Source organism: Lysinibacillus sp. OF-1 (assembly GCF_028356935.1).
Lineage (GTDB): Bacteria > Bacillota > Bacilli > Bacillales_A > Planococcaceae > Lysinibacillus > Lysinibacillus fusiformis_D.
This window is the reverse complement of record NZ_CP102798.1, coordinates 2,109,588-2,123,772: the sequence shown is the minus strand read 5'-3', so window position 1 is coordinate 2,123,772 and position 14,185 is coordinate 2,109,588. Positions and strand designations below refer to the sequence as shown.

The following is a 14,185-nucleotide window of genomic DNA, read 5'->3' as shown; positions in this document are numbered from 1 at the left end:
GACCTAGTGCTTCGTTTGAAAAAAACAGCAACCAAGACGGCTGCTGCTAGGATTATACGGCAATCGGTGCTTTAATAGCTGGATGCGGATCATATCCTTCAATGGATAAATCCTCAAGCTCTATATCAAAGATCGATGTTTTAGTTGGATTGATGTGCAATGTCGGTAGGTCCTTTGGCTCCCGTGATAGCTGTTCTTTCACTTGCTCCACATGGTTCGCATAAATATGAGCATCCCCAATGCTGTGAATAAATTCGCCAACCTCTAGTCCACACTCATGTGCAATTAAATGCGTTAATAAAGCGTAAGAAGCAATATTGAACGGACAGCCTAATAATGTATCTAAGCTTCGTTGCATTAATTGACAGCTTAATTTACCATTCGCCACATAGAACTGGAACATCACATGACATGGCGGTAATGCCGCTTTACTGCCCTTTGCCCCCGCATTGATAACATCCTCAGGATTCCACGCATTGACAATCATACGTCGTGAGTCAGGATTATGCTTAATTTGATCAATAACATCCTGTAGCTGGTCAAGGCTCTGGCCATCAGATGTAGTCCAATGACGCCATTGCTTGCCATAGACATTGCCGAGATCGCCGTATTGCTGCGCAAAGTCGTCATCCGTTAAGACACGCTCACAAAATGAAGCCAGCTCTTTTTGATACAAGGCATTAAACGACTCATCCACTAAACAGCGGCGGCCAAAATCGGTCATATCAGGTCCTGTATAGGCATCTGATTCCACCCATTTTTTAAATGCCCATTCATCCCATATATGATTATTATGTTGCAATAAATAACGGATATTCGTATCCCCTTTAATGAACCACAATAATTCACTCGCTACCAGCTTAAAAGGGACACGCTTTGTCGTTAAAAGTGGGAAACCTTTGCTTAAATCAAAGCGCATTTGATAACCAAAGACACTGTATGTACCTGTCCCTGTCCGATCTTCTTTTTTCGTGCCATTTTCTAATATATGTTGTAGTAAATTTAAGTACGCCATTTCTGGATGCATCATTTTTGTTCAACAACTCCTCACTTTTGCTGTTGACCATTATACCATTACATAGCGGATTTTCGTATGTCAAATGTTGAATAAAGCTGTCATCAGCCCGAATGGTAGGAATTGTTATTGAGCTCCCGTGAAATTTCACTCTCGGTTGTGACGAAAAAAGTAGGCAGTAAGATAATATTCAATAAAATCGGTCCAACGATGACTAATAAATCAATGCCAGGGCTAAAGTAAAGCCCGAATGCCGTAATCAAGCCCGATAACACGAGGAATACGATTTGGGCAACTATAATCAAAATCGGTAACAATTGATACAGATAATTAAGTTTACGGAACTGGTGCATATTGTCTGGATTTTCGATGATTTTTCTTTTTAAACGCCTAGACAAAATCATGCAAGCAAGCAGTTGGACTGCCATAAAGCAAAAATAAATGATGCTGTATAATAGCAATTGACTTTTTTGTATCGTGCCATCAAAATGACCAACCCTCTGGTTTAATAAATCATTAACTGCTCCCTCATAAACATATTCACGCTCACTTAAAACAGTAAAAGGCTCCATAAAGCCAAACGCTGTCCAGTCCTTTGTATTGACAGTCCAACTCGATAATTTACTCGCTAAAATACGCAATTGAATGGGATCTTGCTCCCCAAACATGCCTACTAAATTACGATATGGGATTGCTACTTTTAGCTGGCCATCTCGCTTTTCTTGAAATAAATCCTGAATATAAAAGGTATAGGCAACATCCGACTTATTGGCTTCGTAACGGGCCTCTTCAATGTTCCAATGACTAGCTAAGGAAGCTTGAATACCGTTTTTCATGTCTGTATAGGGCATATCCTTATGTAAATGCTTCGGAATCTTATAGACAAAATGATGATCACTACCAATGAGACCGATTTCTACCTCGACTTTATCTTGATTCACCATTTTGGCCTTCGTGGTCAATGGAATGGTAATCATAGCGATGAGGAAAAAAAGAATAAATGTACAAATGCCTTTTTTCACGCAATAGACCCCCTGTTCGTCACAATAATTAAATTCACCGTATCATAGCCATGTCCGAAAACACTATTTCGTTATTCCGAAAAGGCAATAGTGGTTTTCCGAAACACGTTATTTCGGTATTCCAAATTTATCAATAATTAGCGATAATATATAGGAGATTATTATCATACACAAATTTGAGGTTTCCCAATGAAAAAATGGACATATTTTATTTTTCTTACATATTTAATACTTGGCATTTATGTATTAGGCGTTACTATCAAAACACCCTTTATTAGCCTCACTCTCGATACGACAAACGGTCAACCAGTCATTATAGATAGCTACTATCCTCACTGGGCTGCGCAAAAAAATATTGAAAAAGGCGATATCGTTGTGGCCATTGATGGACAACCAGCCATGGAGAATCGCTTTGTTCAGTTATATGCCATCATTCGAAGTGCCAATACCTTAACGATTCAAAAGTCTGATGGGACCATTGAAAGCATTGCTGTGAAGCACAGTGATATGCCAGAAGAATTATATTTGCAAATTCTCTTTCCGATCTTTTATTTTCTTTTAGCTTTCAGCGTTGCACTTTATGTCTGGCGACGCAATCAAGATAACATCCCGACATTTTTATTGGTCTTATTTTTATTAACCTGCTCCATGGGCTATATAAGCACTGGCGCTTCGGCAAGAGGCAATCTGATTGGAATGATTACCATTGGCATTAGTATTGTGCTATGTTTAGTGCTCTTCATCCATTTTTTACAGCATTTTTTCCGTTACTTACAAATCAGATGGACCTATCCTCACAGCAAATGGCTTTATGTTCTACCGTTTATCATTCTTGGCTGTTCTCTTATTGAAAGCTACGTGCCAGCTTTACGTGAAATAATGCCTATCTTGAACTTAAGCTTATTTGCGGTTCTTGTGCTTTATGCTATTTATATTTTATTAACGAGTTATTTACGCACGAAATTGGCGAAAATTCGCTTGATTGCCATTGCTTTTATTGTACCATTTTTACCCTTTTTATTATTTTTCGTCACACCTGAAATTTTAGGGCATAGGCCATTACTACATGCCGAAATTGCTGCGTTATTTCTATTATTTATACCGTTCTCGTTTCTGTTCATTCAGGTAAACGAACGATTATTTGATATTGAATACCAATTATCACGTTTGCGCTATTATTCCACACTGGCCTTTTTCAGCGCTCTGTTATCGACTGCGGGGATTGCCCTGTTATTCTTAGGTCAATTATCCATCGTCCATGTCACAAGTATATTTTTACTAATTTTCATGGTGATCATTGCTAGCTTCTATATTAAAGAACGCATCGATTTTAAGTATAGAAAAATTATCTTTTCTTCTACTGGAAATTATGTACATAATCTATATGCAGCAGTGCAACGTATGGGCAAAGCCAAAAACCAACAAGAGTTATTGGATCGTTTTAAATATGAAATTACCGAGAAGCTAGGCACAACTGCCTTCCATATCTGTACGATAACAGAAGAAACCCCTTCTCCAAAGTTTGGTAGCAACTATACCCAATTGTTGTTGCACGATGCTGGGGATGAAAAAATTTTACTAGAAATACGACATGCCCTTCAAAAGGAAGAGCTTCTTTGGTTAGAATTGCTGGCACTGTATGTATCGATGTTTATTAATAATTTACAGCAAATTGAAGATTTAGTACGCGAAATTCAGCATATGAAAAACACCAGTGATACGCCGCTTCCTTGGCTCGATAAATTGCTATGGAATATTATTGAGAAGGAAAAGAGTATTTTAGCACAAGAATTACACGATACCATTTTGCAGGAGCAACTGCATTTAGCCAGAGAACTCGATGTTCTTGCTAGCTCTCCTACTATTCAAAAGGAGACCGTACTAGCTATTCGGGAACAGCTAATAAATGCAACAAAGGACTTACGGGAATATTGCGAGAACTTAAGTCCCCCACTCCTGGATACCTTTGGCTTACAAATGGCCTTAAAAAAACTGATTCAAAAGGTAAAAATACGTGCTGACTTTTTATTAGACGCTCAAATTGACCGGGTGCACTTCCAGGATGTCACGCTCCACCTTGTGGTTTATCGCCTCGTTCAGGAGCTTTTCAATAATGCAATCAAGCATGCCGAGGCAACCGAGGTTTCACTAAAATTACAGGCGATGCCTCAGGGCTTTATCCTTCAATATGATGATAATGGAATTGGCTGTGACATTGACGATTTAATTCAGTCCTCTGCTTCAATGGGCATTAATGGCATTCGTGAACGTGTCCGTGCTTTTAATGGTGACATCACCATCCAATCGAGCCACAAGGAAGGCATGCATATTTTTATACAAATACAAGAGGACGGTGATTCATATGATGAACATACTTATTATAGATGACCATCCTGTCGTTTTAGATGGTACGAAAACATTGCTACAGGATTTAGCCAATGTTCAAATCAAAACGGAGCAGGATAGTGCCGCCGTTTTACCAAGAATGGAGACGGAAAGTTTTCAATTATTTCTTATCGATATTAACATGAAGCCTATTAATGGCATTCAACTATCAGAAATGATTAGGAAAAAGCAACCTGAGGCACTTATTATTCTTTATACAGGCTACGAGCTTTCTGATTACTATGAGCTGTTAATTGAAAAAAAGATTGATGGTCTATTATCAAAATTGGCGACAAAAGAGCAGGTCATCCAAACGATTCAGGCAGCGCTAAGAGGCGAAATATTACTGGCAGCTGATTTCTTAGACTTTGTCCAGCAACGAGCCAACCTACCTAATGTTCAACAGGAGGTATTACTGAGCGACAAAGAACAGGAAATTTTACAGCTCGTTGCCCAAGGCTGTACAAATAAAGCCATCGCCTCTGCTATCGGTGTCACCCAGCGCACTGTAGAAAATTATTTATCAAAGCTATTTGTGAAACTAAGTGTAGAATCACGCGCAGAGGCTGTGATTGTTGCCAAAGAAAAAGCATGGATAGATTAGTGAGACGCTATCGTTATATTACTAATAGATGACAAATGTAAATTTTTTCTTACTAAAAACGGAATTTACTGGATATACAAACAATTCTGTACTATAATATAGTTAATAATTACATTACTTCATTGCGATGATTAAAAACGCAGATTCAACTGGTATAAGAGCTTTTGAAAACGTTTTTATATGTGATGGAAGCAATTGATTGTTGAATTTTTTTGGGAGGGTGTTTACATGACACAAGGTACAGTAAAATGGTTTAACGCAGAAAAAGGTTTTGGCTTCATCGCAGTTGAAGGTGGCAATGATGTATTCGTACATTTCTCAGCGATTCAAACAGATGGCTTCAAAACTTTAGAAGAGGGCCAAAAAGTTGAATTCGGAGTAGAAGAAGGCAGCCGCGGACCTCAAGCAACGAATGTAGTGAAACTATAATCTTCACTTAACATAGACGTGCGTATAAAAAGAGACATCCATTTTCGGATGTCTCTTTTTTGTTTGTCTTATGATTGCACAGGTACAGACATTTCTCCCTGATGGGCAATTGGAAACTGCCTAGCAAACAGCACCGTATCTACGGCAGTGCCCTAAACAAAACGACAATGCCCAACCATGAAACCACCAGTTTATAAAATAAGCACTGTTCCACCAAAAGTGCCATTCACTGAACAACAAGCAAGAAATTATCCACTATGCCTCTTGAGCAGCCGATCTAATGGAACTGTCAACTCCACGGCAATAAAAAACAGCGGACATGACATATATAACTAACCATATTCAATTTTAGAAAATAGGACACGGTTCCCTCATTAGTCTATACTTTTGGAGCAGTTCTTCTAAGCGCTTTTCATACACTTTGGAGTGGCTTTGAGTACTTGACACACTCTTTAGAGCGATTCCCTCATAACTAGGATCATTTCATTCCCACAACGAGAATCATGTCACCCAAAACCCCTCCATAAAATCACATGAAAGGCTCAGCTCACCCCTGCCTACGCATAAGAATGTAAGCCGGCAATCACTAAATTGACAAACACTTGGTTGAACACAATAATGCCGAAGCCGATAATGGCTAACCAAGCCGTTTTCTCCCCTTCCCAGCCTTTGGATAGGCGGAAATGAAGAAAGGCTGCGTAGAACAAAAATGTAATCAATGCCCAAACCTCTTTAGGGTCCCAGCCCCAATAGCGACTCCAGGCAATTTGGGCCCAGATCATGGCGAATAAAAGACCACCTAATGCAAATAATGGGAAGCCGATGACGACAGCGCGATAGGATATTTCGTCCATTAATTGTGGCTGGACACGGCTTGTCCATGGTTTTAATACGGCACTGATCGATTTTCTTGTAATCAATCGAATCACACCATATAAAATCGTGCCGACGATAAATGCCCAGACAATTGAATTTAATTTCTTGGCATCTATTTTATTCGTTATTTCTACTATGCCTATTCCTTCACCATTTTTTGTGACCGCACCCTTGTTAACAATCAAGGGCATCATGGAGTAGGTGGCTTTTTCTTGCTGTCCTTGTGAATTGTCAAATTGAACTTGCACCTCTTCTGCGGCAACGCTGAAAACCGTTGATACACCAATAAAGCCAATTACGACAACTAAACAATACAAGACAAATTCTAAACTATATGTACTGATGGATTTTTTAGAAACATCCAACGTTCTTAGTAAATAAATCAAACCTGTGGCAAAGGAGACCGATAAAATGGCACTGGAAAAAGCTACCGTCATCACATGAATCGTTAACCAGTGACTTTGTAGGGATGGCACAAGCGGTGATACCTCCTTTGCGAAAACGCTTCCATAACCAAGGATGATTAATGACACAGGAATGGTAAATAAGCCGACGACGAGCTGCTTATATAAAAAATGGATAATCAAATAACTTCCTGTGAGCATAATGCCAAAGAATGTCATAAATTCATACATATTACTCACGGGTGCGTGGTCCACCGCCACCCACCTCACAACAAAGTACACAAGCTGTAAGGCAAAGGCTACAGAAGTGAGAAGCAGACCTAGCCTGCCGAACATTTTCCTCTTGGATTTGACAGCAAGCCCTAATGGCACAATTGCTATAAGCAAGAGAATAAAGGCAATAAATAAAGCATTGCTACTAATGGATAATAAGCTTTCTTGATTCAATCGAATCCCTCCAACGTCTCTATTTCGGAATTTGCTTCCAACTATTAAGAACGTTATAGATTGCAAGAAGTGTCATCTTTTCCCTTTAAATCAATTTATTTTTTTGAATTGTTACATTTTTATGACATTAAGGGAAAACAAATCTATCCATAGAAGGTATGAAATCAGCCTGTCATATGCTGGACTTCACTCCCATTCGCAAATGGACATTGGTAGATACTATAAACAGAAGTAGTGACTCAGTTGCTGCAAAGAATAGTGATAGTGAAGAAAAAAACGATGTAGGAAACTTGGAGAAACTGCTCGACTTAGTTAGGCTGGACATCAATTAATTTTCATTAGTGCTCTCTAAAAAAAATAAACCATCTAATTTGTAAATAGGTGGGAATTAACTATTATCAAAAAATGACATGCCTCTATCTACATCTTACAAAAAATTGTAATAAAAGTCTATATCTTTTTATTGCCACATGAGACAATTGTAATGCGCACACTTGACATAACGTTATGTTTCACAAAATGGAGGTTATTAATGAAACAAAATATCTATGATAATCAGATTTTTTTCAACCAATACAAGGCTTTACGAGAAAAAACGTATAACTATAATGGTCTTTTGGAGCAACCCACAATGAAGTCCTTACTACCACCATTAACGAATTTACAAATACTTGATATTGGCTGTGGTATGGGTGAATTCGCACAATATTGTCTGGACCATCACGCTAAGCATGTGACCGCCTTAGACGTTTCGAGCAATATGTTAGCTATTGCCAAACAGAAGCATGCTCATCCACACATTGACTATCAGCTGCAAGCCATAGAGGATTATGAAGCGCCTTCAAATAGCTTTGATTGTATAACCAGCTCCCTTTCTCTTCATTATGTCCAAGATTTCGATAAGGTAATTAGTCAAATTGCGCAAATGCTTCGGCCAAATGGGGTATTTATTTTCTCTGTGGAGCATCCTATTGCTACGGCTCGTCACACATTGGTGGATAATTGGATTTATGACGAAAGCCATAACCGTTTGCATTACGCAGTGGATCATTACCATGAAGAGGGCTTACGTCAGCAAACATGGTTGGTGGATGGCGTTGTCAAATATCATCGCACGATAGCAACGATGATGAATACCTTAATTACGCACGGGTTATCCATTGACAAAATCGTTGAACCTATCCCAAGCAAAGAGGCCATTCAACAGCTTCCTTCTATTGAAAAGGAGCTACGTAGACCATCCTTTTTATTTATTAAAGTCAAAAAATAAACAAAAGCCTCACCCTATGCTTGTGGTGAGGCTTGTTTCATATAAATAATTTCTGGGTCTCCCTCATCCAAGTTGTCGATAACACCACTTTTGACAAAGCCTAAATTGTGAAAAAGTTGTTGCATCCGCTTATTGGACTGATTTGTAGAGGAGAAAACTTTTGACGTTTTAGCCATTTGCATATAAGCCTTCATTAAGGCAGACGCGACGCCTTTTCTACGCTCTGACGGCTTAACAATGACTAAGGAAATAAAGCTATAGCCAAAAAAGTCATTGGTGAATAGCAGAAACCCCGCAATATTATCGGTGGATTGGTATAGCAGACAGCGTTTCTCTTCGATTGCTTGCTGAATTTCTTCCGTTCTGGATGCATCTCCAATCACTTTTTGATCGATTGTGCAAAGTGCTTGTAAATGCTCCATTCTTGCCTCTTTTATATGGCTCAATTTTGAGTCTCCTTCATATAATAGCTCATTACTTTTAGCTCCTCTCGAATCCCCTTTGCCTGTCTGCCTTCATCCACAAAACCGCACCTCTTATAAAGTTTCTGAGCTGCTATATTTGGCACATTTACACCTAGTACTAGCTCATTGATATGTGGAAAATGCTTGCGAACAAAATCAGGTAATAATTGGAGTGCCCTCTTAGCATAGCCTTTGCCCTGCTCATAATAATCCGTAGAAAAGGAGCGAATTAACAACGCCTGTTCATTGGAGGAATAAGGCTTCACTCCTTCTTTTTCATGTAAGACAAAAAAAGTGACTAGCTTGTTACTGACCAGCGCTAAAATGGCATGTCGACTATTATCCTGCTTCGCAAGTTCAATGCTATCTTTTGGGGAATTTGTATAACGTAGCTGTTCTTCTGTTAGGGTGTATTGTTCTACTAAAGTTTGTGCTTTGTCCTCATGGAACATGAGTAGCATGGTCATTCGAATTCCTCCTCGTAAATAGCAGTGAATTCATAACCTCCCTCTACAAGTTGCTGTAAATAATCATCAAAGGAAGCGGCAATTACCTCAAAACTATCAGGGTCATGCACATAACGGACCACTTGCCCAACTTGTCCACCTTCCTTTGGCGAAAAATCAATATACAGGCTAGAGGTTCCACCATTATTCATGCAATCAGCAAAGCATAAACGTTCATTTATCGGCACATGCATATTAATCTTGTCATTCACTTCGACATAATCTAAAAAATCTTGATAACGTTCATAAATCGTTTCACGCTTGTCATGATAGTCTGCCACGATTTGCTCCACTGACTTTAAATAATACGGATAATCCCCTAAATCAGAGCCAAGCACAAGGGCACAGATTGTTTCTTGGCCATGCCGACAATAATAAGTACCATTGACATCCCGTAATAGCTCCAGCAATGATTGCGGGCAAAGTGGAAATATCTCTAGCAATGATTCAATATGTGCATCAGTTGCACCATTTGCCTGTTGCAATTGTTGTTGTTCTTCTTCAGGTAAGTGCTGTAATAAGTTTTTAAAATAAGTGGTACGCATGGTAATCCCTCTCTCTCGTAATCTATGACATATTTTAGCATAAACATCTACCATTCTCTAAACGCTACCTGCTACTATGTAAGTATTCATGAAGAAGGCATTGTGCCGATGAGTGCAAAACGTAGTAGTGGGGAAGTTACCAACACGAGGTTCTTCCACAAACTCGAACATTATTAGCAATATTTCCTCTGGTGAAAAGGTTTACTCTCCCATCATTTAGAAACGCATCATAGCGCTCCCTATTGTCCAAGGATACATCCGCTACACAGCTATATCTTCTGAATGCCATACACAATGATCGGTTCCTGTGAAGGCTCCTCTCTTTTACATACGGCTAGTAAACTTGAAAAAATACGATATAAACGTGTTTTTCACCATACTCCTCATCACCTCAAGCCTCTCATTTATTATTCCATTAATTTCAAAAATTCTCAACATTTCACCATACAAAATGAAATGTCCACATTTCTAAACAACATCAAAGGGAATTTGCTAAAATGTGACAAGATATGAATAACACGCTGAATTATCGGAAAATTCGATCTCTAACAGCAACTTTTTGCATAGTATAAAAGGTTTAAAGTTTCTCATTTTTTCTCTTAATACTTTCTAAATTACAGCAAGCTAAAAACCCCACCATTTTCCGCCGATAGGGTTTTAAGTCTCATATTCAATTCAATAAAGGGAGGAATTATTAGTATATTTTATCTATTATAGATAAATTTTTTCTTTAAAATCAAATAGGATGAAGGTTCTTATCTATGACTAAATTACGAATTTGAGAAATGATACACAATATGACATTTTTTTTAATATAAGTGATATACAATGAGAAAGTTGAATCGAGGTCATAAAAAATGTATTTCAAGAATATGGATAAAAAAATTAGGAGGAAAATATCTTGGTAAACTTATTACTTAAACAATTCTTGAAGGCGGAAATTGAGATCAAACGTAGAATTATGTATAAAAAAGCAAAGGATCTTGGTTTCACCCACCCTACCGTAGTAGATTACAGTCAAGAATTGGATGTCCTACTTAATAGATATTTAAAACAAGCACAAGCTTCCTAATCATAACGAGGCATATATATAGAAGAAAGAATAGATAGTGATAAAGCCAGACCAACTTTCTTTGGCTGGTTTTATCCAGGATGATACATGCATTCCCTCTAGCCAGCGTTTTTATGTATAGAGTAAGAAAAACTAGGCGATGTTTTTGATAAGAAAACATTTGGAGGTTGAACGATGCACGTATTTTTCTTAACTTTTATGGTTGTTTCCAAAATAATATTGCCACCTCAACATTCAGTAGACCATACAACACCCACACTTTGCACACCAACTGAAATAAACACACTATATCAATATCCAAACAACCAATTTCAATCGTTTCGTGATGAGGACGAATTTTATCAGCAGCTTAATCGTGCAATTTATGAGGAATATACCAATGCTTCATTGAATATTCGTCAAAAGATAGCTTTTAAAGATGTAGCAAATGCGACACAGAGCTTTTATTTACAAACAGATGGTAAACAGGAAACAATAGACCTCTCTCAACATACTTTTATTCATCCCAATCGACAAGTTTATTTTTTAGCATCCTTTCAGCACAATACCGATGAGACCTATCGCAAATTTCTTGTCATCGACGCTGAAACCCAGGAAATTTTACTGGGACATTCGCATTTTCAAGAAAGTACCAAGCACCTTTAATTCATTGTATGCACATCATGTAGATTCTAGTAGTCATTTCAAAAAATAGAAATAAATAATTTTAATAATTGAAAAGCTTGCTTCGAATGTTCTTCATTCAAAGCAAGCTTTCTTTTCTATAGCTGACTATTAAGATAAACTTTTTTGTTGGATGGCTGTCTTTATTTCATCTCGTAACTGCTGTAGTGTTTTGTCAGTGGAATCTTGCTGACCATGTCTACGTACAGCTACACTTTGATTGGCAACCTCTCGATCACCAATAACAATAATATACGGTATTTTTTGCAATTGGGCTTCGCGTATCTTTTTACCGAGCTTTTCTTGACGATCATCTAATTGCACACGAATTTGTTCCTGTTGTAAAGCTTCTACTACTTGCTTAGCATAAGCTTGATGCACGTCTGCTACACCAATCACTAGTACTTGCTGTGGTGCAAGCCAAGTCGGAAATGCTCCGCTGAAATGTTCAATTAAAATACCTAAGAAGCGGTCAATCGAGCCAAACACTGCCCGATGAATAACAACAGGTCTTACTTTTTCATTATTTTCATTAATATACGTTAAATCAAATTTCTCCGGTAGCTGGAAATCGAGCTGAACCGTTGCACACTGATGACTGCGCTGAATGGCATCCTTAATATGGATGTCAATCTTCGGTCCATAGAATGCCCCATCGCCCTCATTAATCGTATAGGCAATACCTAAATTCTTGAGGACATTTTCCAGTGCCCCCTCCGCTTGATCCCACAAAGCCAAATCACCCATATAATCATCTGGTCGTGTCGATAATTCAATCGTATACTCGAAGCCAAAGACGTTGTACACTTCATCAATAATGTTTAATGCCAAGGCAATTTCATCTTCAATTTGCTGTGGTGTTACGAAAATATGGGCATCATCCTGACAAAATGAACGTACACGTAATAGACCATTCAAGGCTCCACTAAATTCATGTCGGTGCACTTGCCCAAATTCCGCCATACGAATGGGTAAATCTCTATAAGAGTGTAAGGAATTTTTAAAAATCAGCATATGACCAGGGCAGTTCATAGGCTTTAAGGCAAAGCTCTGATCATCGACCTGTGTAAAATACATATTATCCTTATAGTGGTCCCAATGTCCCGACTGCTCCCATAGACGTTGGTTCATCATCAGTGGAGTCCGTACTTCTCTATAGTCATACTTCGCTTGTAGATTGCGCAAATACGATTCCAGCTCATTGCGTAAAATTTGACCGTTTGCTAAATAAAAAGGCATGCCAGGTGCTTCCTCTGAAAACATAAATAACGATAGTTCTTTGCCTAGCTTGCGATGATTCCGTTTTTCCGCTTCCTCCAAAAATACAAAATGATTGTGCAATTCTTCTTTTGTGGCAAAAGCTACTCCATAAATACGCTGGAGCATTTGATTGTTGCTATCGCCACGCCAATACGCACCTGACACTTGCATTAATTTAAAGTGCTGCAACTTACCTGTGGCTGGAACATGAGGGCCGCGACATAAATCGTAAAACTCTCCTTGCTCATAAATCGTTACTGTCTCATTCGCAGGTATTGCCTCCAACAGTTCTAGCTTTAACGCATCATGCACAAATAATTGTTTGGCTTCTTGTCGTGACACTTCGCGCCTGTGAATCGGGACATTTTCCTGCACAATTTGTTTCATCTTTTTCTCAATTCGCTGCAAATCACTCGGTGTTAGCGTATCTGCAATCTCTATATCATAATAAAAACCATTTTCAATCACTGGTCCTACCCCAAATTGGGCATGGGGGTAAAGTCGTTTAATCGCCTGAGCTAATAGATGAGCTGTTGAATGGCGAATAACCTCGATCCCTTCCTTCGAGCTTGCATCGTACAATGAAATTTGAGCATCTGCTGTAATCGGGTGCGTCAAATCAACGATGGTTCCATTAACACTTCCTGCTACTGCCTTTTTGCGAAGCTCAGGACGAATAGCTTGCGCAATATCGGTTAGTGTCACGCCTTTTGTAAAAGTTTGCTGTTGACCATCTGGAAATTGAATGTGAATATCTTGATTTGACATGTTCTCTACTCCTTTTTTGTTATAAAATCATTTACGCCTCGGGGTAATTGTGTCCTGATTTTTTTCAAGCAAGCTCGAAAAGCTACTCTTCAAAATCTAGGACATCCGCCAGAGGCTTTTATCTTGATTCCGTTCCCCTTCGGAAAGGGCCTTCTATATCTGCCGCTATGCTTTCGATACAAAAGATATTTGCTGAATCAAAATAAAAAAAACACATAACCGCCCCTAAGAAGGGACGAGTATGTGTTATTACCCGTGGTTCCACCCAAATTCCCACTAGTTTATGTGCTAGTGGCTCATTGACTTTGCTGTAACGTAGCAAAAGACGGTGCAAGTTTCCAAGCACAGCTCCAAGGTAGTAAGATGGGATCACAACATTAGGAAGCTTGCAGCCAGTACTTCCCTCTCTGAAAATGGTTAATCGAATCTCTTATCCTTATCATTGCTTATTTCAT

13 protein-coding genes are annotated in these 14,185 nt (G+C 38.6%); 6 read left to right on the top strand and 7 right to left on the bottom strand.

Annotated elements, in window-relative coordinates; genetic code table 11:
• Window positions 1-52: 52 nt before the first annotated feature.
• Window positions 53-1,030 (bottom strand): thymidylate synthase, encoded by a 978-nt coding sequence (locus tag NV349_RS10310; RefSeq protein WP_036122437.1) that lies wholly within the window; start codon window positions 1,028-1,030, stop codon window positions 53-55.
• Between the two features lie 89 nt (window positions 1,031-1,119).
• Entirely contained in the window at window positions 1,120-2,037 is a 918-nt protein-coding gene (locus tag NV349_RS10305) for a hypothetical protein (RefSeq protein ID WP_101966626.1), read from the bottom strand.
• 189 nt (window positions 2,038-2,226) lie between these two features.
• On the opposite strand from NV349_RS10305, the gene NV349_RS10300 reads away from it, so the two are divergent.
• The 3 genes from NV349_RS10300 (at window position 2,227) to NV349_RS10290 (ending at window position 5,455) form a co-directional block, all read left to right on the top strand.
• Window positions 2,227-4,425, top strand: a complete 2,199-nt coding sequence (locus NV349_RS10300; protein ID WP_271913294.1) for an ATP-binding protein — start codon at window positions 2,227-2,229, stop codon at window positions 4,423-4,425.
• Window positions 4,400-5,026, top strand: coding sequence for a response regulator transcription factor (locus tag NV349_RS10295; protein WP_036122449.1), 627 nt, complete (start codon window positions 4,400-4,402; stop codon window positions 5,024-5,026). Before NV349_RS10300 ends, NV349_RS10295 begins: the two co-directional genes overlap by 26 nt.
• Window positions 5,027-5,254: 228 nt before the next feature.
• A complete protein-coding gene (locus tag NV349_RS10290) occupies window positions 5,255-5,455 on the top strand; it encodes a cold-shock protein (protein WP_036122451.1) in 201 nt (66 codons plus the stop codon).
• Between the two features lie 557 nt (window positions 5,456-6,012).
• Here NV349_RS10290 and ccsB read toward each other — a convergent pair.
• A complete protein-coding gene (gene ccsB / locus NV349_RS10285) occupies window positions 6,013-7,182 on the bottom strand; it encodes a c-type cytochrome biogenesis protein CcsB (RefSeq protein WP_058843189.1) in 1,170 nt (389 codons plus the stop codon).
• Window positions 7,183-7,714: 532 nt separating this feature from the next.
• On the opposite strand from ccsB, the gene NV349_RS10280 reads away from it, so the two are divergent.
• Window positions 7,715-8,452, top strand: coding sequence for a class I SAM-dependent DNA methyltransferase (locus NV349_RS10280; RefSeq protein ID WP_058843188.1), 738 nt, complete (start codon window positions 7,715-7,717; stop codon window positions 8,450-8,452).
• 14 nt (window positions 8,453-8,466) lie between these two features.
• Here NV349_RS10280 and NV349_RS10275 read toward each other — a convergent pair whose 3' ends face one another.
• The 3 genes from NV349_RS10275 to NV349_RS10265 are packed head-to-tail and all read right to left on the bottom strand — an operon-like array spanning window position 8,467 to window position 9,967.
• Window positions 8,467-8,898, bottom strand: coding sequence for a GNAT family N-acetyltransferase (locus NV349_RS10275; protein WP_271913291.1), 432 nt, complete (start codon window positions 8,896-8,898; stop codon window positions 8,467-8,469).
• Entirely contained in the window at window positions 8,895-9,383 is a 489-nt protein-coding gene (locus NV349_RS10270) for a GNAT family N-acetyltransferase (RefSeq protein ID WP_051891650.1), read from the bottom strand. The genes NV349_RS10275 and NV349_RS10270 overlap by 4 nt, the downstream gene beginning before the upstream one ends.
• Window positions 9,380-9,967 (bottom strand): SMI1/KNR4 family protein, encoded by a 588-nt coding sequence (locus NV349_RS10265; protein WP_058843185.1) that lies wholly within the window; start codon window positions 9,965-9,967, stop codon window positions 9,380-9,382. Before NV349_RS10265 ends, NV349_RS10270 begins: the two co-directional genes overlap by 4 nt.
• Window positions 9,968-10,868: 901 nt before the next feature.
• Between NV349_RS10265 and NV349_RS10260 the strand changes: the two genes are divergently transcribed.
• Together NV349_RS10260 and NV349_RS10255 are read left to right on the top strand one after the other, a co-directional pair.
• Window positions 10,869-11,039, top strand: coding sequence for an aspartyl-phosphate phosphatase Spo0E family protein (locus tag NV349_RS10260; RefSeq protein WP_036122469.1), 171 nt, complete (start codon window positions 10,869-10,871; stop codon window positions 11,037-11,039).
• Between the two features lie 174 nt (window positions 11,040-11,213).
• Window positions 11,214-11,684, top strand: a complete 471-nt coding sequence (locus NV349_RS10255) for a hypothetical protein (protein WP_036122471.1) — start codon at window positions 11,214-11,216, stop codon at window positions 11,682-11,684.
• 129 nt (window positions 11,685-11,813) lie between these two features.
• On the opposite strand, the gene thrS is transcribed toward NV349_RS10255, so the two are convergent.
• Window positions 11,814-13,730, bottom strand: coding sequence for a threonine--tRNA ligase (thrS, locus tag NV349_RS10250; protein WP_271913286.1), 1,917 nt, complete (start codon window positions 13,728-13,730; stop codon window positions 11,814-11,816).
• Between the last annotated feature and the right edge of the window lie 455 nt (window positions 13,731-14,185).

What these genes read in the sequence shown, in the direction of transcription:
- NV349_RS10295 (WP_036122449.1), top strand. Translation starts at nt 4,400, where the DNA reads ATGATGAACATACTTATTATAGATGACCATCCTGTCGTTTTAGATGGT.
- NV349_RS10280 (WP_058843188.1), top strand. Translation starts at nt 7,715, where the DNA reads ATGAAACAAAATATCTATGATAATCAGATTTTTTTCAACCAATACAAG.
- thrS (WP_271913286.1), bottom strand. Translation starts at nt 13,730, where the DNA reads ATGTCAAATCAAGATATTCACATTCAATTTCCAGATGGTCAACAGCAA.
- NV349_RS10255 (WP_036122471.1), top strand. Translation starts at nt 11,214, where the DNA reads ATGCACGTATTTTTCTTAACTTTTATGGTTGTTTCCAAAATAATATTG.
- NV349_RS10270 (WP_051891650.1), bottom strand. Translation starts at nt 9,383, where the DNA reads ATGACCATGCTACTCATGTTCCATGAGGACAAAGCACAAACTTTAGTA.
- NV349_RS10290 (WP_036122451.1), top strand. Translation starts at nt 5,255, where the DNA reads ATGACACAAGGTACAGTAAAATGGTTTAACGCAGAAAAAGGTTTTGGC.
- NV349_RS10265 (WP_058843185.1), bottom strand. Translation starts at nt 9,967, where the DNA reads ATGCGTACCACTTATTTTAAAAACTTATTACAGCACTTACCTGAAGAA.
- NV349_RS10310 (WP_036122437.1), bottom strand. Translation starts at nt 1,030, where the DNA reads ATGATGCATCCAGAAATGGCGTACTTAAATTTACTACAACATATATTA.
- NV349_RS10300 (WP_271913294.1), top strand. Translation starts at nt 2,227, where the DNA reads ATGAAAAAATGGACATATTTTATTTTTCTTACATATTTAATACTTGGC.